The 21,012-nt window shown below is 42.6% G+C and carries 20 protein-coding genes; 18 read left to right on the plus strand and 2 right to left on the minus strand.

What is annotated here, in order from left to right; all coding sequences use genetic code 11:
* Positions 1-68: 68 nt before the first annotated feature.
* The 7 genes from GFC30_RS06510 (at position 69) to GFC30_RS06540 (ending at position 9,811) form a co-directional block, all read left to right on the plus strand.
* A complete protein-coding gene (locus GFC30_RS06510) occupies positions 69-1,109 on the plus strand; it encodes a HEAT repeat domain-containing protein (protein WP_066327183.1) in 1,041 nt (346 codons plus the stop codon).
* Positions 1,110-1,162: 53 nt separating this feature from the next.
* Complete coding sequence (locus GFC30_RS06515; protein WP_409978513.1) at positions 1,163-2,512, plus strand: glycosyltransferase family 2 protein; 1,350 nt, start codon at positions 1,163-1,165, stop codon at positions 2,510-2,512.
* A 302-nt stretch (positions 2,513-2,814) separates the two neighbouring features.
* On the plus strand, positions 2,815-3,186 hold the full coding sequence (locus GFC30_RS06520; RefSeq protein ID WP_066327192.1) for a response regulator transcription factor: 372 nt from the start codon (positions 2,815-2,817) through the stop codon (positions 3,184-3,186).
* A complete protein-coding gene (locus tag GFC30_RS06525) occupies positions 3,173-6,073 on the plus strand; it encodes an ATP-binding protein (protein ID WP_066323434.1) in 2,901 nt (966 codons plus the stop codon). Before GFC30_RS06520 ends, GFC30_RS06525 begins: the two co-directional genes overlap by 14 nt.
* An 82-nt stretch (positions 6,074-6,155) precedes the next feature.
* Entirely contained in the window at positions 6,156-7,607 is a 1,452-nt protein-coding gene (locus GFC30_RS06530) for a spore germination protein (RefSeq protein WP_238583552.1), read from the plus strand.
* Between the two features lie 3 nt (positions 7,608-7,610).
* Complete coding sequence (locus tag GFC30_RS06535) at positions 7,611-8,717, plus strand: GerAB/ArcD/ProY family transporter (RefSeq protein ID WP_148660368.1); 1,107 nt, start codon at positions 7,611-7,613, stop codon at positions 8,715-8,717.
* Positions 8,714-9,811: a Ger(x)C family spore germination protein gene (locus GFC30_RS06540; protein ID WP_066323436.1), complete on the plus strand. Its 1,098-nt coding sequence runs from the start codon at positions 8,714-8,716 to the stop codon at positions 9,809-9,811. The genes GFC30_RS06535 and GFC30_RS06540 overlap by 4 nt, the downstream gene beginning before the upstream one ends.
* A gap of 21 nt (positions 9,812-9,832) precedes the next feature.
* Here the strand turns inward: GFC30_RS06540 and GFC30_RS06545 are convergent, their stop codons facing one another.
* Complete coding sequence (locus tag GFC30_RS06545) at positions 9,833-10,273, minus strand: YkyB family protein (protein ID WP_066323437.1); 441 nt, start codon at positions 10,271-10,273, stop codon at positions 9,833-9,835.
* A 157-nt stretch (positions 10,274-10,430) separates the two neighbouring features.
* Here GFC30_RS06545 and ppx point away from each other — a divergent pair, with 157 nt between their 5' ends.
* Both ppx and GFC30_RS06555 read left to right on the plus strand, forming a co-directional pair.
* Positions 10,431-11,954, plus strand: a complete 1,524-nt coding sequence (ppx, locus tag GFC30_RS06550) for an exopolyphosphatase (RefSeq protein ID WP_066323438.1) — start codon at positions 10,431-10,433, stop codon at positions 11,952-11,954.
* Positions 11,955-11,967: 13 nt separating this feature from the next.
* Complete coding sequence (locus GFC30_RS06555) at positions 11,968-14,058, plus strand: RNA degradosome polyphosphate kinase (RefSeq protein WP_066327196.1); 2,091 nt, start codon at positions 11,968-11,970, stop codon at positions 14,056-14,058.
* Positions 14,059-14,065: 7 nt separating this feature from the next.
* Here the strand turns inward: GFC30_RS06555 and GFC30_RS06560 are convergent, their stop codons facing one another.
* Positions 14,066-14,944, minus strand: a complete 879-nt coding sequence (locus GFC30_RS06560; RefSeq protein WP_066323439.1) for a metallophosphoesterase — start codon at positions 14,942-14,944, stop codon at positions 14,066-14,068.
* 152 nt (positions 14,945-15,096) lie between these two features.
* On the opposite strand from GFC30_RS06560, the gene fadH reads away from it, so the two are divergent.
* The 9 genes from fadH (at position 15,097) to GFC30_RS06605 (ending at position 20,961) form a co-directional block, all read left to right on the plus strand.
* On the plus strand, positions 15,097-15,864 hold the full coding sequence (gene fadH, locus GFC30_RS06565) for a 2,4-dienoyl-CoA reductase (RefSeq protein WP_066323440.1): 768 nt from the start codon (positions 15,097-15,099) through the stop codon (positions 15,862-15,864).
* Between the two features lie 325 nt (positions 15,865-16,189).
* On the plus strand, positions 16,190-17,407 hold the full coding sequence (locus GFC30_RS06570; protein WP_066323441.1) for an EAL domain-containing protein: 1,218 nt from the start codon (positions 16,190-16,192) through the stop codon (positions 17,405-17,407).
* A 49-nt stretch (positions 17,408-17,456) separates the two neighbouring features.
* On the plus strand, positions 17,457-17,693 hold the full coding sequence (locus GFC30_RS06575) for a hypothetical protein (protein ID WP_066323442.1): 237 nt from the start codon (positions 17,457-17,459) through the stop codon (positions 17,691-17,693).
* A 98-nt stretch (positions 17,694-17,791) separates the two neighbouring features.
* A complete protein-coding gene (locus tag GFC30_RS06580; RefSeq protein ID WP_066323443.1) occupies positions 17,792-18,040 on the plus strand; it encodes a YkuJ family protein in 249 nt (82 codons plus the stop codon).
* A gap of 9 nt (positions 18,041-18,049) precedes the next feature.
* Complete coding sequence (locus GFC30_RS17060; RefSeq protein WP_066323444.1) at positions 18,050-18,283, plus strand: hypothetical protein; 234 nt, start codon at positions 18,050-18,052, stop codon at positions 18,281-18,283.
* Between the two features lie 2 nt (positions 18,284-18,285).
* Entirely contained in the window at positions 18,286-18,483 is a 198-nt protein-coding gene (gene abbA, locus GFC30_RS06590; protein ID WP_066323445.1) for an antirepressor AbbA, read from the plus strand.
* An 81-nt stretch (positions 18,484-18,564) separates the two neighbouring features.
* On the plus strand, positions 18,565-19,014 hold the full coding sequence (cbpB, locus tag GFC30_RS06595; protein WP_066323446.1) for a cyclic-di-AMP-binding protein CbpB: 450 nt from the start codon (positions 18,565-18,567) through the stop codon (positions 19,012-19,014).
* 73 nt (positions 19,015-19,087) lie between these two features.
* Positions 19,088-19,798 (plus strand): 2,3,4,5-tetrahydropyridine-2,6-dicarboxylate N-acetyltransferase, encoded by a 711-nt coding sequence (dapD, locus tag GFC30_RS06600; RefSeq protein ID WP_066327198.1) that lies wholly within the window; start codon positions 19,088-19,090, stop codon positions 19,796-19,798.
* 41 nt (positions 19,799-19,839) lie between these two features.
* On the plus strand, positions 19,840-20,961 hold the full coding sequence (locus GFC30_RS06605; RefSeq protein WP_066323447.1) for an N-acetyldiaminopimelate deacetylase: 1,122 nt from the start codon (positions 19,840-19,842) through the stop codon (positions 20,959-20,961).
* Positions 20,962-21,012: the final 51 nt, after the last annotated feature.

Here is a 21,012-nt window from a genome sequence, read left to right on the forward strand (position 1 = left end):
TAAGGCGCAAGGCACAATTCCTCCCGCTCTTTCGACAGGGGCTTCCTTGCGCGAGTTAAATGAAGCAGATGGAGCTATTTTATTTTGCTATTGGATTCGTGGGCTTACTCATCATATTAACAAGTTTGTTTGTTTATCTTATTGTTCAAAAGACGATAGAAAACGAGAAGCGGCGAAAAATTAATGAATATAAAGAGCGTTACCAGCAGACGATATTTCGATATTTGAATGAAGGAAGAGAGGATGGGGAACTTTCCTCCCGTTCCTCCCTTAAGCAACAGGCGTTAATGGAGCTTTTAGAACACTTCTCAAGCGTGTTAGAGAGCAAACATATTCAAGAGCGGATTCGCCAGTTTGCTGAAACACACTTTCAAAAGCGAATTCAGGAGCAACTCATGCATCGACGATGGAGCGTGCGGATGAACGCACTGTTTTTGATTGAAGATTTTCAAATGAAAGCAATGATTAACGATATCAAGCGTTTATATCACTCGCGAAAATTGACGAAAAGTGAAGAAGTACAAATTTTGAAAATATACGCTATATTTGATTACCGAGATCTTTATGAACGGATGGTTTCTCCTAAGTATCCGCTGACGGAATTTGCGTATCGTCTCTTGTTTCGCTATATGAGCGACGATATGCTTTCTTATGCGGCTGAACGTTTTTCGGAATGGCCGTCCATAATGCAATATGCGTTCATTGACATCATCGGAATCCGCAATCGAAGCGAGTATGGACCTTTTCTCGAGCGCCTTTTAACGAATGAATCGCCAGAAATTCGCATCCGTTCTTTAAAAGCGGTCGCGGCGATGGGCTATTTTCTCGATGTTTCAAAGCTTGAGCTCCATTTAGCTTCACCATACTGGCAAGAGCGGCTGATGGCGATTAAAGTATGCGGTAACATTCGTGCGAATGAGCTGATTCCGCAACTCGTTCGGCTATTATGCGATGAAATGTTTTCTGTTCGCTCACAAGCAGCCCATGCGTTATTGCGAATGGAAAAAGGCATAGAAGTGTTAAAAGAAGTGGCGGCTGCTTCCGATGACCCTTATGCTCGCGATATGGCTCAAGAATGGCTAGAAAGAGGATTGGAAACATGGGGATAAATGCTCAATGGTTAACGTTTCTTTCGATTGTCAGCTGGGTTGTGTTTTCGTTTATGGTAGCTGTCATCGCCTTTTATTCATTTCTATTGCTCGTCTCATTGTTTCAACTTCGCAGATCGTACCAATTAGATGAGTGGGAGCCATACGAAGAATTGCTCGACGTTAGTTACGCTAAACCGATATCGATTTTAGTTCCGGTCTATAATGAATCGGCCGGAATTTTTGGGACGGTTCGTTCGCTTTTAAGCATTGAATACCCAGAGTACGAGATTATGGTCATTAACGACGGTTCGACCGATGATACGCTCGCCAAATTAATCGAGTCGTTCCAGCTTGTGCGCACGAACAAAGTCATTCGCCAACAATTAAAAACAAAGCCTGTCAAAGCGGTGTACCGTTCAAAACTGTATCGGCATTTGTTTGTCATTGACAAGGAAAATGGCGGCAAAGCAGACGCCTTAAATGCAGGTATTAACGTATCTCGCTACCCTTACTTTTGCTCGATTGATGGGGACTCTGTATTAGAGCGAAGCGCCTTTTTAAAAGTGATGAAGCCGATTATTGATTCGGATGGAGAAGTCATTGCTTCCGGCGGAAGCATTCGCATCGCGAATGGCTGTGAAATTGAGCGAGGGGAAATCGTTAAAGTCGGTTTATCGCGTCACCCGCTTGTCGTGATGCAAGTGATTGAATATTTGCGCGCTTTTTTAATGGGGCGCATCGGTTTAAGCCGCCACAACCTATTGTTAATTGTGTCCGGCGCGTTCGGCGTTTTCTCAAAGCGCTGGGTCATTGAAGCGGGTGGATATGCGCATACGGTCGGGGAGGATATGGAATTGGTCGTCAGGCTTCATCGATTAATAAAAGAACGAAAAGAATCAAAAAAAATCGTGTATGTCCCTGACCCAGTATGCTGGACCGAAGCGCCGGAATCGCTAAAATATTTGCGGCGGCAGCGGAGGCGATGGCATCGCGGGTTGTTGGAAAGTTTATGGATTCATCGCTGCATCATTTTTAATCCTAAATATGGCTCGATTGGGCTTGTGTCGATGCCGTATTTTTTCTTCATTGAATTTCTCGGACCGGTGGTGGAGCTGGCGGGATATATCATTATGATCGTATCGTTATTTCTTGGCGGCATATATATTGAATTTGCGATTTTACTCTTTTTATTATCGGTGATTTACGGCTCGATTTTTTCGATGGTTGCCGTACTTTTAGAAGAATGGACGGTGAGAAAATTTCCCAACGTATCCGACATCGTTCGCTTATTTCTATTTTCGTTCACGGAGTCGCTATGGTATCGTCCATTAACGGTATGGTGGCGCTGTGAAGGAATCATCGATGCACTTCGGAAAAAGAGAGGATGGGGAGAAATGGAAAGAAAAGGTGTGTCCAAATGAAGCAAAAAACATGGAATGGTTTGTCATTTGTCTATATCCATGCCATAATTTCTTTAGAAATCTTTATTAAGGAGTTTTGGTATAGACAAAAACGAATTAAAATATGGGTGGGAACAGCGTATTGCCGCCTACAGAGCGAGTGGCAGAAAAGCTAGGAATCAAGCGATGTCAATTGGTTTTTATTGGTTAATCAACACGCCTGATTACAAATGAAACAGTTGGGAAAAGACAGTACATGAGATGTTTAAACAATTGTATGATGAATTGAGACGAGTGTTTTTACAGAAGGGAGACGATCGATGGTGGCGAAAATTTTGCTTGCGGAAGATGAAGAAGTATTGAGGATGTTAGTGATGGATACGCTCGAAGATGAAGGATACGAAATTGACGAAGCATGTGACGGTCAAGAAGCAATTGAACTTATTAAAGAAAACGACTATGATTTAATTTTGCTTGATTATATGATGCCAATTTATACAGGGCTTGAAGTTATTCAACAGGTACGGAACATTCCGGCGAAAAAGCATGTAAAAATTATGATGCTATCTGCCAAAAGCCAACAGACCGACCAACAGCGAGTGCTTGAAGCGGGGGCTGATTATTTTCTAGCGAAGCCGTACAGTCCGCTCGAGTTGGTGAAACGAGTTGAGGAGATTTTGCATGGAGAAAATTAAACATTATTTTCGCCAAAGTTTGGCTAGGCAGTTTATTGGGTTAATGAGTCTGTTTATCGTTGTGTTTTTATTGGGTGCCTCTATTTTTCTTTGGAAACAGCAATCAATTACAAATACCTTTGAAGAAAAACGGCAACAGCTTCAAGAGAAAGCGCGGTATGCGGAGCAGTTAGATCGAGCGTTCACTCAAGCGTTTTTTGATGCTCGCGGTTATTTGGCGTTTGGACGGAAAGAGTTTAAGCAGAGCATTTTTGAACAAAAAGAACAGGTAATAGTAACATTACAAAAACTAAAGCAATTAGCAAAAAACGAAACAGACCGCCAATTTTTAGAGGATGCAGCAACGTTTACTTCTTATTATTTTGATGATTTAGTGAAAAAAGCGATTGCTAATTTTGAAGCAGGAAATATAAAAGCAGTGCTGCAAGCGTCGGAAAATGGAGGAACTGCTTCCATTCAACGTTTTCAAAAACAGATGATGGAGTATCATGATTCATTAGCTGTACAACTAGAAAATGAATATGGTCAATTAAAAGTAGTACAAACTCAGTTGCAGCTTTCGTTTGTGTTATTCATGTTTTTTGTGTTGCTTGTATTAATGTGGATTATGAGAATGATGGCAAAACAAATAGGAAAGCCGCTTAATGCGTTCGCTCGGGCGGCTGACCAGTTTGCTCAAGATGAAACGTATAATGAATGGCAGTTTGCTAGTGTTCGACAAGATGAGATTGGCAGGCTGTCGAGGGCGTTTCAAAAAATGATTTATAGCATTCGTGAGAAAGAAGAAAGCTTAGTTGCGCAAAATGAGGAACTAATTGCACAACAAGATGAATTAGAGTCGCAACAAGCAGAACTTGAGCAAGCGCTTGAAGCAATGCAGCTTCGTGAACAAGAACTGAAACGACGTAATGACTTTATTAAAGGTCTTTCGAGTTCATTACACAAGCAGGAAGTACTTGACAGCATCGTTTACAATCTGTGCAAAGTGATGGATGCAGATCGAGGGATTATCGTGCTGTTAAATGAGGAAAAATCCTATTCTGCATTTGGGCTATCAGAGCAATCGGTAAAGCAGTTTTTAGGGAACATAGATAATGGCCTATTGAAACGACTATTGCAAACGAAACAGCCATTTTCGGTAAAACGGGAAATAGAGGTATCAGAAAAAGGGTATTACGAAGAAACGATATATTCATATGATTTGCTGTTGCCTATACTTTCGGGGGAACAAGAAATAGAGGCAATGATGATGCTCAGCCGCTTTGGTGGCGACTTTTCACCTCATGAAATGGAAGAATACGAGCAGCTTTCAAAACAAGTAGCCATCTCTTTGCAAAAAATCCGGTTATATGAAGAATCGGAAAAAGACCGTCGCATGACGCAAGATATTTTAAATAATCTTCAAGAAGGAATCCAACTCGTCGATATACGAGGAACAATTTTAATGGTAAATACACAACTTAGCCATTTTTGGGGGATAGACGCCTCAAAAATGGTTCAGCTCCCGTATGAACAGTGGAAAGAAATATTGCTTCAAAAAGCAACGGATGAGAAAAGTTTGTCTCAATATTTAGATAGTGTTCTTTTTCATGAAAATAACGAAACGAAATCGTTTGTGTACCATGTGAAAGGTGAAAAAACCGTCATTCAAATGTATGCAGAACCGCTTTACAGAGGTGGGGAGCGCTTTGGAACGATTTTTGTTCATCGCGATATAACGAAAGAATTTGAAGTCGACCAAATGAAGTCAGAGTTTGTGAGCACGGTCAGCCATGAGTTGCGCACCCCGCTTTCTAGCGTGCTTGGTTTTACGGAATTAATGTTAAATAAAGAGTTAAAACCGGAGCGACAACGGAAATATTTAACGACCATATACCAAGAAGCAAAGCGGCTGACGGCGCTCATTAACGACTTCTTAGACGTACAGCGAATGGAAGCAGGACGGCAAACGTATGACAAAAAGTATGAAGATATCGTTCCAATTATTCAAAATGTGATCGAAACGCAAAAAGTAAATACCGCCATCCACCAGTTTGTCATCGAGAAGGAAACCGACCAGACGATCGTGCTTGGCGACCGTGACAAACTAGCGCAAGTGTTTACGAATCTACTTAGCAATGCGGTGAAATATTCGCCGGACGGTGGGAAAGTGACGGTACGCATTTATGCGAAAGGTGATCGACTAGCCATTGACGTAACAGACGAAGGGCTAGGCATTCCAGCGGATGCGCTCCCGCATTTATTTACAAAGTTTTACCGCGTCGACAATTCGGACCGACGCCGTATTGGTGGAACGGGACTTGGGTTGGCAATTGTGAAAGAAATTGTAAAAGCACATGATGGAGAAGTAACCGTTACGTCTGAAGTGAAAAAAGGAAGCACGTTTACGGTCAGCTTACCAGTCGTAGCTACGCTTTCTTCTTCGATACATTCGACAAGCACAAATGATGAAAACCGAATGAATGTTTTTATCGTCGAAGACGATATGAATTTAGCATCATTACTAGAAACAGAATTAACTGATAGCGGTTTTTGCGTTCATCGGTTTAAGACGGGAAGAGAAGCGGTCGAAGCAATGAAAACGATGAAACCGGCCGCTGTGGTGCTTGATATTATGCTTGAGGAAGAGGAATTGTCTGGATGGGATGTATTAAAGAAAATGAAAACAGACAAGGAATTAGCAAACATTCCTATTGTTGTGTCGTCAGCGCTAGAGGAAAAAGAAAAGGGGATTACGCTTGGAGCAAGCGATTATCTGATTAAACCGTATCAACCGAGCCAGCTGTCAAAAACGATTTTGCAAATTTTATTGAAACAGGAGCGACACGGAGAAATTTTAGTACCTGTTACTAACGAACATGAGTGTGGCAAAGAAAAGAACGAATAATAGAGACTGCCTTGGAAAGGGCAGTCTTTTTTGTATTAAAAAAAGGAAAGCTATACATAATAACAGTAATGGAGGGATGAAGATGTGGATTCCGTCGTCGTTAGCGGAAGTAGAAGCAACGATTCAAGCGACATGGGACGAAGCGCCTGATTTAGTCGTTTGCCGCTTAAACGTACAGCAGTTGAGAAAAGACGTCGTGCTTTTATATTTAGATAGCTTAGCAGACAAACATTCGATTAATAATAACGTCTTGCAGCCCCTCCTGTTCGAGCGGTATGAAGCAAAGAGCGTAGAAGATATTGCTGTTTTAATCGGGCAAAAAAAATATACAAAGTTATGGTCAGAAGTTGAAACAGCTGTGTTTCAAGGGGAAAGTGTGTTGTTTATTGACGGGGAACAAAAAGCGCTCATTTTAGATACGCAAGGATGGCCGCAGCGAGCGATCGCTGAGCCTCAAGTCGAATCTTCGATTAAAGGGGCGCATCAAGGGTTTATTGAAACGAGTGGGAAAAATATTGCCCTCATTCGCCGCTACCTTCCGAATCGAGAGTTAAAAATGAAAGAGATTACCGTTGGGAGACGAGGAAAAACAAAAGTAGCGCTTCTTTATTTAGAAGATGTCGCTCACCCAGAAGTGCTACAAGAATTAGAAGACCGTATTCGTAACATTGATATAGATGCGGTAGTGAATACTGGCGAATTAATGCAGCTGATTGAAGATAATCCGTTTTCGCCGTTTCCGCAATTTTTATTGACGGAACGACCGGATGCTGCTGTTAGCAATTTGTTGCAAGGGCGCATCGTTGTTGTTGTCGATCGTTCGCCAAGCGTCATGATTGCGCCAATGTCATTTATTGCGTTTTTTCAAACGATTGATGACTATAGTACGCGATGGATGATTGCGACGTTTTTACGGCTATTGCGTGTGCTAGCGTTTTTTATCGCCATTTTTTTGCCGTCACTTTATATTGCGGCGATTTCCTTTCACTATGAACTATTGCCGCTTAATTTAATTTTAACGGTCGGAGAATCACGTGAACAAGTGCCGCTACCGCCGATGTTGGAGGCGATTTTAATGGAATTAGCGATTGAAATGTTGCGCGAAGCAGGGCTTCGTTTGCCAGAGCCAATTGGACAAACGGTCGGGATCGTCGGCGGGGTTGTTATCGGGCAGGCGGCGGTGCAAGCAGGGCTTGTCAGCAACATTATGGTCGTTGTCGTTGCGATTACAGCAATTGGTTCATTTATCATTCCAAATCCGGACATGTCCGAATCGGTACGGTTGATTCGCTTTCCGATGATGGTCGTGGCTTCGTTGTTTGGGGTCGTTGGCATGGCGATTGGATTGATGATTTTAGTCATCCACCTTGCCTGTCTAGAATCGCTTGGTACCCCGTTTGGCAGCCCGTTTGCCCCTGTTCGGTTTCGTGACTGGAAAGATACGGTCGTTCGGTTTCCGCTTTGGACGATGCGTAACCGCCCGCTCTCTGCCCATCCAACTCAGCTAAAACGACAAACGAACACGAGGAAATGATAGATGGCGATGACACGCATTCCCCAAAATGAAATTACGATTTTTCAATATGTCTTTTTTATTGTGGGGGCACAAATCGGCATCGGGATTTTGTCGCTGCCGGCAGATGTGGCAAAAGGGAGCGGAACGGACGGCTGGATTGCGATTATTTTTGGCGGAGGGATATCGATGATTGCTAGTGTAATCATCGTCTCCATCATGGAAAAACACCCAGAAGATACAATTTTTGATTTATTGCCGCGCTATTTTGGCAAATGGTTCGGGAAATTGCTATCGCTCTTGTTTTCCCTCTATGCGGCGCTTGCGGCAACAACAGTTGTTTTTACGTCGATTCATCTCGTCCAAGCATGGATTTTGCCGCAAACGTCTAACTATTGGATTATGATTTTATTTATGATTCCAGGCTTTTTAGCAGCGCGCCAGGGGGTGCGCATTCTCGGACGGTATGCGGAAATCGTGTTTTATATGACGCTTTGGATGCCGCTATTAATTGCCGTTCCATTAAAAGACGGTCATTTGCTTCATTTATTGCCGGTCATCAAAGAAGGGTGGCTGCCGATTATAAAAACAGTGAAAAAAACAATTTTATCATTTTTAGGGTTTGAACTGGCGTTTTTGCTTTACCCATATGTGAAAGAAAAGCAGTTAGCGAAAAAAGGGATTATTATCGCCAACGGCATCTCCATGGTGGCTTTTGTATTTGTGACGCTTGTTGGTTTCGTTTTTTACAGCCCCGATGAGATTACGCAATACGTTTGGCCGACGTTGTCGTTATTAAAAACAATTGAGTTTCCGTTTATGGAGCGGTTTGAAATTATTTTTTTAGCTGCGTATTTATTTGTGTTATCGACAACAGGCATTCCGTATATTTTCACGGCTGTGTTTGGTATTGCGCACGTATTGGAACAGTCCGACCATGTGCGCGTACTTGTCATTGGCGTTGGGTTATATATTATTGTTGCGTTTTTATACACACCGACGTTTGACCATTTACAAACATTTTCTGAGTGGTGGGGAAAAATAGGAATGGTTGTTGGTTACTTTTTTCCAGTTGGTTTATGGCTATATATGAAGATACTCCAATGGTTGCGACGGGGGAAACCGGCATGAAAGCTGTTGCTTTGCTGCTTTGTGGTGTGCTTTTTTTATCGGGTTGCGGCATGAATACAAGGCTTGACTCGTTAACGATGATATTAACGCTTGGTCTCGATGCAACGGACGATGGGAAGCTGCTTATGTATTCGTCAAGCCCTGTATTTAATAAAGATGCGAAAGAGCATACAGAAGTGATTGATGTGGATACGTCATCGCTAAGAGAAGGGAGATATAAGGTCGATTTGTTTGCGTCTGGAAAAACGGTAGGTGGGAAAATACAAAACGTTGTTATCGGCAAACATCTTGCTGAAAAAAGGGCGCTGCTTCCCCTTTTAGATGTACTGTATCGGGATCCGAAAAACTCGACAACCGCTTTGCTCATCGTTTATGATGGGCCAGTGAAAGAATTGATGGAATCAAAACAAAAAGATAAGCCGCGCTTAGCGGTAGCGATTAGAGATTTAATTGCTACAACGGCATTAGATAAACAAACGGTCAAAACAAATTTGCTTGATTTTCATCGGATGTTATTTGAAAAAGGATGCACCCCGTTTGCCACGGAGATGGGGATGAAAAATAGAAAAATGGTAGTGAAAGGCGTGGCATTATTTAACAATAAGGGTAAGTATGTCGCCTCTATTTCAGCGAAAGACAGCCCGTTTCTTCAGCTGCTACGGGAAGAAATAAAACCCGCGATTCCATTTACGCTTCGGACGGCGGCATTGACAGGAAAAAAAGAAAATATTAGCGTGTCAATGGAACATGGCAAAGTTCGCTACCAAACAAAGTATCGTAACGGTCGATTTCAGTTTCATGTTCAAATCAATGCTGAGGTGATTATTACGGAAAAAATCGCCGATGTTGATATAAGCAAAAAACAAAAACAATTAGAAAGAATCATTGCTAACGAGATCAAAACAAAAACGACTACACTGTTGCAAACGTTTCAACGTCATCATGTTGACCCGGTCGGTTTTGGTTTATATGCCAGGGCGTATGAATATAGCCATTGGAAAAATGTTGAAAACAACTGGGGAAAAGCGTTTGCCGCAGCAGATATTTCTGTTTCCGTAAAAGCAGATGTGATTAGCTATGGGATCATCAACTAAAGCCGACAGCCGCTCGGGCTGTCAGCGCTCCCCAAGCCGCTTAAATACAGGTTTCTGATATGGTCGCTTCGTTCGAGGCGGCTCATTTTTTGTCTCTGTCATTCCTGTGTATGTTTGCAGTAACGCCTTTGCTTTCGAAAGCGGCATTTTTGCTGCAGGATTGCGATAGGAACCGTTTAATGCACCAAGGTGTGGAAGTGTCGCGAAGTCTTCTTTTGTTGGAGGAATGTGAAAGTAATACTCACCGACGGCAACGAGCACATCGGACTGCTGTTGGCTATATTTCGGATTAGGTGAAAAATGAAGCCCGACTTTTTTTGCTTTTCCTTCCTCAAGCAGTTTTTCAATCGCTTTTTTCTTAAGTAAATATAGAAATGAGGGGTTTAACGCTGTTTTTGCATGGCGGTTCACCGTAAAAATCGCTTTCGCCAAATTGTCTATCGTTGGTTCTAAACGTTCCATAGCAAATCTCCTTTTCTTTTAGCTTGTCTACTACCTTTATTATACATCATGAACATTTGTTTTCAATATTAGGTGTACGAGAATCGGGGCAAGTGCAACTGTTTTGGTGAATCTTTCGTGTGGTATAATAAAAAAAAGCGTTGAAGGAAGGACGGACATGAAAGAAAAATACGGCATTATTGATATTGGCTCAAACACGATTCGCTTAGTGATTTATGAACGACAAAAAAGCGGGCGGTTGCGCGAAATTGAAAATGTGAAAGCAGTTGCGAGGCTGCGTAATTATTTAACCGATGCGCATATATTGACAGAAGAAGGGATTTTTCTATTGTTAGATACGCTCCGTAGCTTTCAAGAAATTACCCGCCATCATCAGCTTGAGCGAGTGAGATGTGTGGCGACCGCTACGATTCGTCAGGCAAAAAATAAGCAAGAAATTATCGAGTTAGTAGAAAAAAATACAGATTTCCACATGCGTGTTTTAACGGGAGTAGAGGAAGCGTATTACGGCTTTTTGGCGGTCGTCAACTCGACGCCGATTACGGAAGCGATTACAGTCGACATCGGCGGTGGAAGTACGGAAGTTACCTATTATAAAGACCGAGAATTGCTTGAATCTTACAGTTTTCCGTTTGGGGCGCTGTCGCTAAGGCAAACGTTTGTGTCTGGGAACGTCCCAACAGAAGAAGAGCTAAAGCGCTTGTCGATTTATTTGACCGAGCAAATTCAGTCGCTACCGTGGCTCTCTGAAAAAAAAGTGCCGCTTGTTTCGATGGGCGGGAGCGCGCGCAATATTGTGCAAATTCACCAGCTGATGAAGCAATACCCGTTAGCTGGTGTCCACCAATATGAAATGAAACGGAAGCATTTGTTTGACGTTCGGAAATTGTTAATGTCGTTATCGTTTGAAGAACTACAAAAGCTAGAAGGATTGTCGAAAGACCGTGCGGATTTAATTATTCCTGCGCTCGAGGTATTTTGTGCGCTGTACGATACTGTGGATGCTTCTTCCTTTGTGTTAAGCCGAAAAGGGCTACGTGACGGTATTTTTTATGAAGAGCTGATTCAACCGTTCGGTACTCAACTATTTCCGAACGTATTACAAGAAAGTTTTTACGAATTGGCACAAGATTACGACATCCGGTTAGATGATGTTCAGCATGTAAACCAGCTATTAGCGCAGCTTGTGGCACAAATTCGAAAGCTTAAGCTTTATCCGATTACCGAGGAAGATGTGCACGACATGAAGCAGGCGGCTCACGTCTTTTATTTAGGACAGTATATTGACGAAGAGGCAAGCAGCCAACATACGTTTTATTTGTTGGCTAACCGCACGATCGACGGATTAATGCATAAAGACCGCGTGAAGCTTGCCTTAATCGCTTCGTATAAAAATAAACCGTTATTTAAACAATATATCGCGCCATTTTCCGATTGGTTTTCTAAAGAAGAGCAGCGGCGAATGCGGTTTATAGGTGCGCTTGTTAAATTTGCCCACAGCTTAAACGATACGAAACGAAAAATCGTTCAACATATTACGCTGACGAAACAGCCGGGGGCGATCGTCATGGATATTATATGCACCGGCGATTTTCGTGCCGAAGAGTACCAAGCGGAAAAAAATAAAAAACAACTTGAAAAAATATGGAAGCAACCGATTGAATTACGGTTTCGACAATAAGGCAGGGAAGACGATGATAGGGCTAAATAATCCAAACTATTACAATAACCGAGAGTTAAGCTGGCTTGCGTTTAACGAGCGAGTGTTGCAAGAAGCGTTCGATGAGCGAAATCCGTTGTTGGAGCGACTCAAGTTTTTAGCGATTTTCAGTTCAAATTTAGATGAATTTTTTATGGTGAGAGTAGCAGGGTTGAAAGACCAAGTGAAGGCAGGCTTTAATAAGCCGGAAAATAAAGCTGGATTGACGCCAAAGCAGCAGCTCAAGCGAATTTCAGAAAAAGTGCATGAACTAGTGCGCTCGCAATATCGGCTTTATAACGACGTGTTGTTGCCGATGTTGGCGGAAGAAGAGATTCAGCTTATTTCGATGGAGCAAGTAACGGACGAGCAGCGTGCATTTTTGCATGCATATTTTACAGAACAAATTTTTCCGGTATTGACGCCGATGGCGGTGGATGCGTATCGCCCGTTTCCGATGTTGGCAAACAAAAGTTTAAATTTGGCAGTCATCCTTGACGATGACGAAGAAGATGAGGACGAGCGGTGGAAGCTTGCGCTTGTGCAAGTACCGTCCGTATTAAACCGCTTTATTCGCCTTCCGTCAGAGCAAGAAGAATTTGTCTATATTTTGCTTGAAGACGTTATTACCGCACATATTGACATTTTGTTTCAAGGCTATGACGTCGTTTCTGTTACTCCGTTTCGCATTACACGTAACGCAGATTTAACGATTCACGAAGAAGGGGCTCGTGATTTATTAAAAGAAATTGAAAAAGAATTGAAAAAACGAAAATGGGGTGCAGCCGTTCGCCTCGAAATGAGAAAAGATGGGTTTGACCCGTTCATTTTGCATTATTTATTAGAGGAACTCGAAATTCACCGAAAAGATGTGTACGAAATCGACGGTCCGCTTGATTTAACGTTTTTACATCATTTCCATAAAGAGCTGGCAGCCTATAAAGAACATTTAGTATACGAAACATTGATTCCACAGCCGCCCAAAGATTTAGATTCGGACGAAGATATTTTTGAAAAGGCGGCAGAACAAGATTTGTTATTCCATCATCCGTATGAATCGTTTGAACCGGTCATTGATTTTATTGCTGATGCGGCGGACGACCCGCACGTACTCGCGATTAAACAGACGCTTTACCGTGTCAGCGGTGGTTCACCAATTATCGAAGCGTTAAAGCGTGCAGCAGAAAACGGTAAACAAGTGACCGTTCTTGTCGAATTAAAAGCGCGATTTGATGAAGAAAATAACGTCCAATGGGCAAAAGAGCTCGAGAAATCCGGGTGCCACGTCATTTATGGCATTACACATTTAAAAACGCATAGTAAAATTACGCTCATTGTCCGACAAAAACAAGGGAAAATCGAGCGGTTCGTCCATTTAGGGACAGGAAATTATAATGATGCGACAGCAAAGCTTTATACCGATTTAGGGTTTATTACGTCCAATCGGGAAATTGGCGAAGATGCAACGAACTTTTTTAATTATTTAAGCGGATATATGGAAAAACCGGAATTTCATCATTTATCGGTGGCACCGTTCGATTTGCGTCGCGATTTTATTGACTTAATTGACAAAGAAATTCGCTTCCATCAAGAGTATGGAAATGGACGCATTATTGCGAAAATGAACGCCTTAACGGACAAAGAATTAATTATGAAGCTGTACGAAGCGTCGCAGGCAGGGGTGTCCATCGATTTAATCGTGCGCGGCATTTGTTGTTTGCGTCCGCAAATCCGAGAAGTAAGTGACAACATTCGCGTCCGTAGCATCGTTGGTCGTTTTCTAGAGCATAGTCGTATTTATTATTTCCATCATAATGGCGAGGAGAAAGTGTTCTTATCATCGGCCGATATGATGACGCGCAATATGGAAAAGCGGGTCGAAATTTTATGGCCAATTTTTTCCGAGCAGTTGAAAAAGCGAGTGATTAAAATGTTATCACTTTTGCTTTCTGATAATGTGAAAGCGCGCGAGCAAGACGAGCATGGAGAGTATCATTATGTGAAAAGGAAAGAAGGAGAACTAGAAATCGATAGCCAGTTATGCTTGTTTCAGATGGCGTATCGAGTAAGGGAAGATGAAGAATGAAGCCGCCTTATGAAGAAGGCGGCTCATGTTTTAATGTAAAGACGGTTAATTCGGGAGGCGTTAAAAAACGAAAAGGCATTCGGGTCGTACCGAGACCACGGTTGACGTAAAGGGTCATGTCTTGAATGTGATAAAAACCTTCGTAATATTGAACGGCAAGCGGCGGAGTAACAAGCGGACCGATAAACGGAAGCTGAATTTGCCCACCGTGGCTATGCCCAGATAGTTGCAAATGCACGGGATAACGAGCCGCTTTCGTTGCGCCGTCTGGCTCATGCAACAATAAAATCGTATATGTCGATGGAGGGATAGATTGAAACATTTTTGAGAAATCTGGTTTTCCAAGCATCAAATCGTCAGCGCCGACGATGGCAATTTTGCTCTTGTCGCCTTGTTCAATCCAAGCGTGCTTATTTACTAATATCTGAAATCCAGCTTGTTCCATAATTTTTTTGTATAAATCTGTTCCGTACCCACCGTGGTCATGGTTTCCATAAATACAAAATTTACCTAAAGGTGCGCGAATTTTTGTAAGAATTGGGGCAATGTCGTGCGAGAAACGGTATTGATTCGGTGCATCCATTAAATCCCCAGTAAATACGACGACATCTGGCGTTAGATCATTTATCCGCATGACGATGTGCCGCAGTTGGGCAAGCGAAAAATGGTAGCCGAGATGGGTATCACTAAACTGGACGATTTTTATGCCATCAAAGCTTTTCGGAATCAATGAATGACTGACTGTATGGGCGGTGACTGTTAGCCGTTTCGGCTCGATAAATCGAGCGTAATAATAGCCGAAAGAAGTAAGGGCTATTCCACCCAACAATGAAGAAATGCTTTTTTGCAAAAATGCTCTTCGCGTCATAGTAGTCACTGTTTTCATCTTCCCATCGTCCTTTCACAATTAGTTTTATTATAAATGGGAAAAGGGGAATAGAAAAGAAACAAATCAGTAAAATAAATGTTAGAAAATTATGTCTATTTGTCGTATAATAAAAATGAATGAGTAATCAGTCATTGAAGAGGGGGAGGAATATGCAAGGAAAAGTAATTATCGTGACAGGCGGTTCAAGCGGCATGGGGAAATATATGGCGAAAAGGTTTGTCGCTGATGGTGCGTACGTCGTTATTACCGGAAGAAGAATGGAAGCGTTAGAAGAAACGAAGAAAGAAATTGAAACGCCGACGGGCGGAAAAGTGCTGCCGATTGCTATGGATGTGCGCGATCCAGAACTTGTGGCCGAAATGGTGAAACGAACGGATGCGGAATTCGGCAAAATTGACGCATTAATTAACAACGCAGCGGGCAACTTTATTTGCCCAGCGGAAAAGCTGTCCATTAACGGTTGGAATAGCGTCATTAACATCGTCTTAAACGGGACGTTTTATTGTAGTCGTGAAGTCGGTAACTATTGGATTCAAAGCGGGAAAAAAGGCTCCATTATTAACATGGTCGCTACATATGCATGGAACGCGGGAGCTGGCGTCATTCATTCCGCTTGCGCGAAAGCAGGGGTGTTAGCGATGACAAGGACGCTAGCCGTCGAATGGGGTAAAAAGTATGGCTTTCGTGTGAATGCTATCGCCCCAGGTCCGATTGAGCGGACTGGTGGAGCAGAAAAGCTTTGGGAATCCGAAGAAGCAGCAAGACGGACGCTTGCTAGCGTTCCACTCGGGCGACTTGGAAAACCGGAAGAAATCGCTGCACTCGCTGCCTTTTTACTTTCCGATGACGCAGCCTATATTAACGGAGAGTGCATCACGATGGACGGAGGACAGTGGCTGAATCAACATCCTTTTTAACAAAAAAAAAAAAGCGAAGGCGACTGTTTGTTCATTCTTTGTAAGAAAAGCGCAAAGCGCCCGCCTATCGGCGAAGGGTGCACAAGCCCTACAGAGGAGGATCAGCCCAAGCAAAGTTTGGGCTTGCGTGGGATATGTCAAAGAAGCGAACTCAGTGTGTCGCGACCGAAAGAAGGGGCGGAGCGCATCACACCTGAAGTTTTATACTTTTTTACCTTAAAAAACGCGCGGGATCAGTGATACGACACCGCGCGTTTTATTTATAAACGGAGAGCATCCTATGGTATAATATGCGAAATGACGAGTGCAAAAAGAGGTGGATAACGTGGATGCGTTAGATATTATAGCCAATTTGCAATATGTCGTTCCATATTACCAAGCGATTTTTAGTGCGGACGAACATCGGGTAATTGGATACGAAGTATTGGGGAGATACAAGACAGAAGACCAAGTAAATAGCCTAGGGCCGTTTTTTCATGACGAAACGATTCCGGAAGAGTTTCGGCTGGAAGTAGATGAAACGGTAACGAAAAAAGCGCTCGATCATTTTCTTGCGAATGGGGATGAAAAGCTACTCATTTTCCTTAATCGCGACGCTAATTTATTAATGCTCGATCGTGCGGAATCTTTTTTAACACTTTTATTTCAGTATGAGGAAAAAGGGCTGGCGCTTGATCGAATCGTATTAGAAATTAATGAAAAACATTTCAGGGGAAATTTAGACCAATTAAGCCATCTATTAACGTATATCCGTACATACGGCATTCGCGTGGCGCTAGATAATATCGGCGAACATAGCAGCAACCTCGAGCGAATTAGCTTGCTGGCGCCAGATATTTTAAAAATGGATTTGCGCGAATTGCGGAAAACGTCAGCAAGCTATTCGTACCAAGATGTCCTTTATTCCATTTCGCTGTTGGCACGAAAAATCGGCGCCACGCTGTTGTACGAAGACATTGAAGCGTCTTTTCAGTTGCAATACGCATGGCGAAACGGTGGGCGTTATTACCAAGGATATTATTTAGCAGAGCCCAAGCCGGAATTATTGCCTGCCGAGTTTTTAAAAGAACGATTGCGCGATGAATGCCATCAGTTCATTCAGCAAGAAAAGAAAAAGCTACAAACGTTATACAACATTTCCGAGCAATTTCAGCAACGCCTCACCGCTCTATTGGCAAAACATAAAAAAGCAATTGATTTTAATGAGTTAATTGCGACGATTGCTAACGAATTGGGCGACGTTTGTTTTCGTGTATACGTGTGCGATGAAGACGGTTTTCAGCGGTCAGCAAATATCTTTAAACGAAATAATATGTGGGAAATACAACCAGAATATTACATGAAAAATTGGAGTTGGCGTCCTTATTTTTTAGAAAATATTATTCGTATGCGTTCGCGGAAGCGGGGCATTCTCTCTGATTTATATGCCGATATTGAAACAGGGGAAACGATTCGCACGTATTCATACCCGATGGACGAACGTCATTATTTGTTTATCGACTTATCCTACAGCTATTTGTTTGAACAAGACGCTCATTATTAATGCATAAAAAGAAGTCGGCGTGGGAAAGTAAGGATGAGGTGAAGAGATAATGGCGCAACTTTCATTCATTTTATCGATTCTTATTTTGCTAATTGCAGTCATCGGGTTTATTTATACGGTCATGCTCGGCAGGCGTCAAAAGTTTCAAGGGGAGTACGATGCTCCAGTCAACGAAAAAATTCAGGAACATCCATATGTTCGTAACCCTATTCTTTTAGCCTATTTGCTGGCAGGATTGTTAGCGGTCGGATCGATTATTTATTTAGCGATCAATACGCAATGGTAACGCGTGACGGGCAGTCCTATGAAAGGGCTGCTCTTTTTGCTATAATATGGTCGAGGGGCAATAAACCGTTCGTTTTCGGAAAGAAAGGGGAAAAATCGATGTCTCAATTATTAGGAATTATTCAACGTTTAATGCAGCTTCGTGAACAAGAGCCAAATGGAAGTGAAGCACCTCAACGCAATTTTGAAGTAAATGGTGAAAAAAAATGCAGTGTGACGTATTTAGGGAAAACAGATACATACATGCTCGAAGTGTATGAGAAAGGGAACAAACCAAAAACGTATCAATTCGATAACATCGATATGATTGCAATTGAAATTTTCGAATTGCTTGACGAAAAAAAGTGAGGCGATGAGATGCAAAAAAACGATCGTTATTTGCCCCGCTTGCAAAAAGCGAGCCTATTTAGAGGAAGTGTTGACAGCACAGTCAAACCAAAACGTGATTCAGACATGTCCTTTGTGCTATTTTATGTTGCGCAACATTTATACGGGCAAAGGATAAAAAGTCTTCCGCTGGCGAAGGCTTTTTTTCTTGGACTTTTTTTTCATTTTTGTGAATATACCATTAATGGACGGAAGGAGGAATAGCGATGAAAAAATGGATGGAGCAATTGTCGCCAGACGAGCAAAACTTACTATTGGAGGTGTTGTTTAATCAACGATACGCGCTAGAAATCATTAGCTCTGAACTTGCTGATATGGAAAGCGGACAGAAGCAAGTGGATGAAGCACGGTATCGTCATTTAGTAAAGCTGTATGAGCGGATTTACAACGAACTATCGCTATAATGCGGTAGTTATTTTTTTTTGCTCTAGTGTTGGGTGTGGTAAACTAAAAGGGAAAGTTTAATAGAAAGGCGGAAATGAAGCATGATTAGTTTCGATAGTAAAGAATTTCTTCAGCAAACGGTGGCGCAATTTTTAATTCCTTCAGACAAAGTAGCGCATGTCCAAGTTGGCAACTTTTTAGATCACGCGTTGCTTGTACTTACAAAGACAGGATATTCCGCCATTCCCGTGCTAGATACATCGTATAAATTGCACGGCTTAATTAGCATGACCGCCATTATGGATGCGATTTTAGGGCTGGAACGAATTGAATTTGAACGGCTGGAAACGATGAAAGTGGAGCAAGTGATGAACAAAGACATTCCTAGATTAATGATAAATGACCACGCGATGAAAGGGATTGAATTAGTGGTCAACCATCCGTTTGTTTGTGTGGAAAACGAAGATGGCTATTTTGAAGGGATCTTTACAAGACGGGAAGTATTAAAGCGATTAAATCGGCAGCTGCGCCGACTAAATGCAAAAGGGTGAATTTCTGCTTGTCAGCAGGAGCTTTGTTTTGTTAAAGTAAAAAAATAAGAGCATAAAAGAGGAGGACACGATGATGAAAATGATGGATGCTAACGAAATTATTGCGTTTATTCAAAATAGCAAAAAAGCAACTCCAGTAAAAGTATACATAAAAGGAGAGCTTGACGGCATTGATTTTGGTGCTAATGCGAAAACGTTTCTTGCAGGAAATACAGGCGTCGTCTTTGGCGAATGGCAGGAAATTAAAGAAGTGTTAGAAGCAAACAAAGACCGGATTGAAGATTATGTCGTAGAAAACGACCGTCGCAATTCGGCGATTCCGCTTCTTGACTTAAAAGGAATTAAAGCGCGCATTGAGCCGGGAGCGATTATTCGCGACCAAGTCGAAATCGGCGACAACGCTGTCATTATGATGGGAGCGGTAATTAATATTGGAGCTGTCGTCGGAGAAGGAACGATGATTGACATGAATGCTGTGCTTGGAGGGCGCGCAACTGTAGGGAAAAACTGCCACGTTGGAGCAGGTGCGGTATTAGCAGGGGTCATTGAGCCGCCTTCTGCTAAACCAGTCATTGTTGAAGACGATGTTGTCATTGGTGCCAACGCCGTCATTTTAGAAGGAGTAACTGTCGGAAAAGGAGCAGTCGTTGCGGCAGGTGCTGTTGTTATCGAAGATGTGCCTCCTTATACGGTCGTGGCTGGAGTACCAGCGCGCGTCATTAAGCAAATTGATGAGAAAACAAAAGTAAAAACAGAAATTAAGCAAGAACTTCGCCAATTATAAAGCGTGGAAAATTTCCACGCTTTTTGCAAAGGAGGGAAATGATGAGCCAGTTTGTTGCGATTCGTCGAGAGTTGCATAAAATTCCAGAGCTAGGGTTTCAAGAAGTGAAAACACAGCGTTACTTATTAGATTATCTTGCGACATTGCCGCAGGAGCGGTTAGAAATAAAGACGTGGCGAACGGGCATTTTCGTTAAAGTGCGTGGGATAAGTCCGACGAAAACAATCGGGTATCGCGCGGACATCGACGGATTGCCGATTCAAGAAGAAACAGGCGTCCCGTACCGTTCCGAGCATGAAGGGTATATGCATGCATGTGGGCACGATTTTCATATGAGCATCGCGCTTGGGGTGTTGACACACTTTGCGCACCAACCGATTCGTGACGATTTATTGTTTATTTTTCAGCCCGCGGAAGAAGGGCCAGGCGGTGCGCTGCCGATGCTTGAAAGCGAAATAATGAAACAATGGTGGCCTGATATGATTGTTGCTTTGCATATTGCCCCGGAATATCCAGTGGGTACAATTGCGGCGAAACAAGGACTTCTTTTTGCGAATACGTCGGAGTTGTTTATTGATTTAAAAGGAAAAGGCGGTCACGCTGCGTTTCCGCATTTAGCGAACGATATGGTTGTAGCAGCATGCTCGCTTGTGACACAGCTGCAGTCTGTCGTTGCGCGCAACGTCGATCCTTTAGATAGCGCTGTGATTACGATCGGCAAAATTACGAGCGGGACGGTACAAAACGTCATCGCCGAACGCGCCCGTTTAGAAGGAACGATTCGCACGTTATCGGTAGAATCGATGCAAAAAGTGAAAGCGCGGATTGAAGCGATTGTGCATGGAGTCGAAATCGCTTACTGGTGTGAAGCGACGATTGATTACGGCTCGATGTATCACCAAGTCGACAACGATGAAGCGCTAACAACTGAATTTATGGAATTTGCCGAGCAACTGTCCAATACGAAGGTCGTTCGCTGTAAAGCAGCGATGACGGGAGAAGATTTTGGCTATATGCTTGCGAAAATTCCTGGATTTATGTTTTGGCTTGGGGTCAATTCCCCATTCGGCTTACACCATGCGAAATTGATGCCAGATGAACGGGCGATTGATTTTGCAATTTCATTATTAACTGCTTATTTTTCATGGAAAGGAAACAATTAGAATTGCATACTTCCTTCTCCGTTTAGCCACATTATGTAACGGAGGAGGTGG

The sequence above is a fragment of the Anoxybacillus amylolyticus genome (genome assembly GCF_001634285.1).
Classification (GTDB): domain Bacteria; phylum Bacillota; class Bacilli; order Bacillales; family Anoxybacillaceae; genus Anoxybacteroides; species Anoxybacteroides amylolyticum.